1 protein-coding gene is annotated in these 316 nt (G+C 64.2%); it reads right to left on the reverse strand.

The genetic code is table 11. From position 1 onward, the window contains the following. The coding region (locus B3187_RS15885) for a hypothetical protein (protein ID WP_286807431.1) at positions 1 to 278 on the reverse strand (278 nt) is incomplete at its 3' end. Positions 279 to 316: the final 38 nt, after the last annotated feature.

Here is a 316-nt window from a genome sequence, read left to right on the forward strand (position 1 = left end):
TCGTAGGGCAGGGTTTCCCAGTCCGCCAGGTGCAGTACCGGCAGTTGGTCGCCCGCAAAGTAGCGCAGCTCGCTCTCCAGGCGCTGAGCGGTGCTGGTATCCGGTGCGATGACCAGGCTCAGGCCCTCGTGGGACCGGGCGGCATTTGCCAGGGCGAGGGCCTGAGCGGCACCGTGGAGTTGTCCCCAGGTCTGACGATCGCCGGGGCGGACGGTGGTTGGCGGGTTCAGCGGGTTCTGTTCACTCATGATTTGACGGCTGCGGAAAAAAGCCGCCATTGTACCCGACCTGATGAGATTGTGTTTGGCTGCTGCGA

It is taken from the genome of Marinimicrobium sp. UBA4209 (assembly GCF_002381585.1).
In the GTDB taxonomy this organism is placed as follows: domain Bacteria; phylum Pseudomonadota; class Gammaproteobacteria; order Pseudomonadales; family Cellvibrionaceae; genus Marinimicrobium; species Marinimicrobium koreense.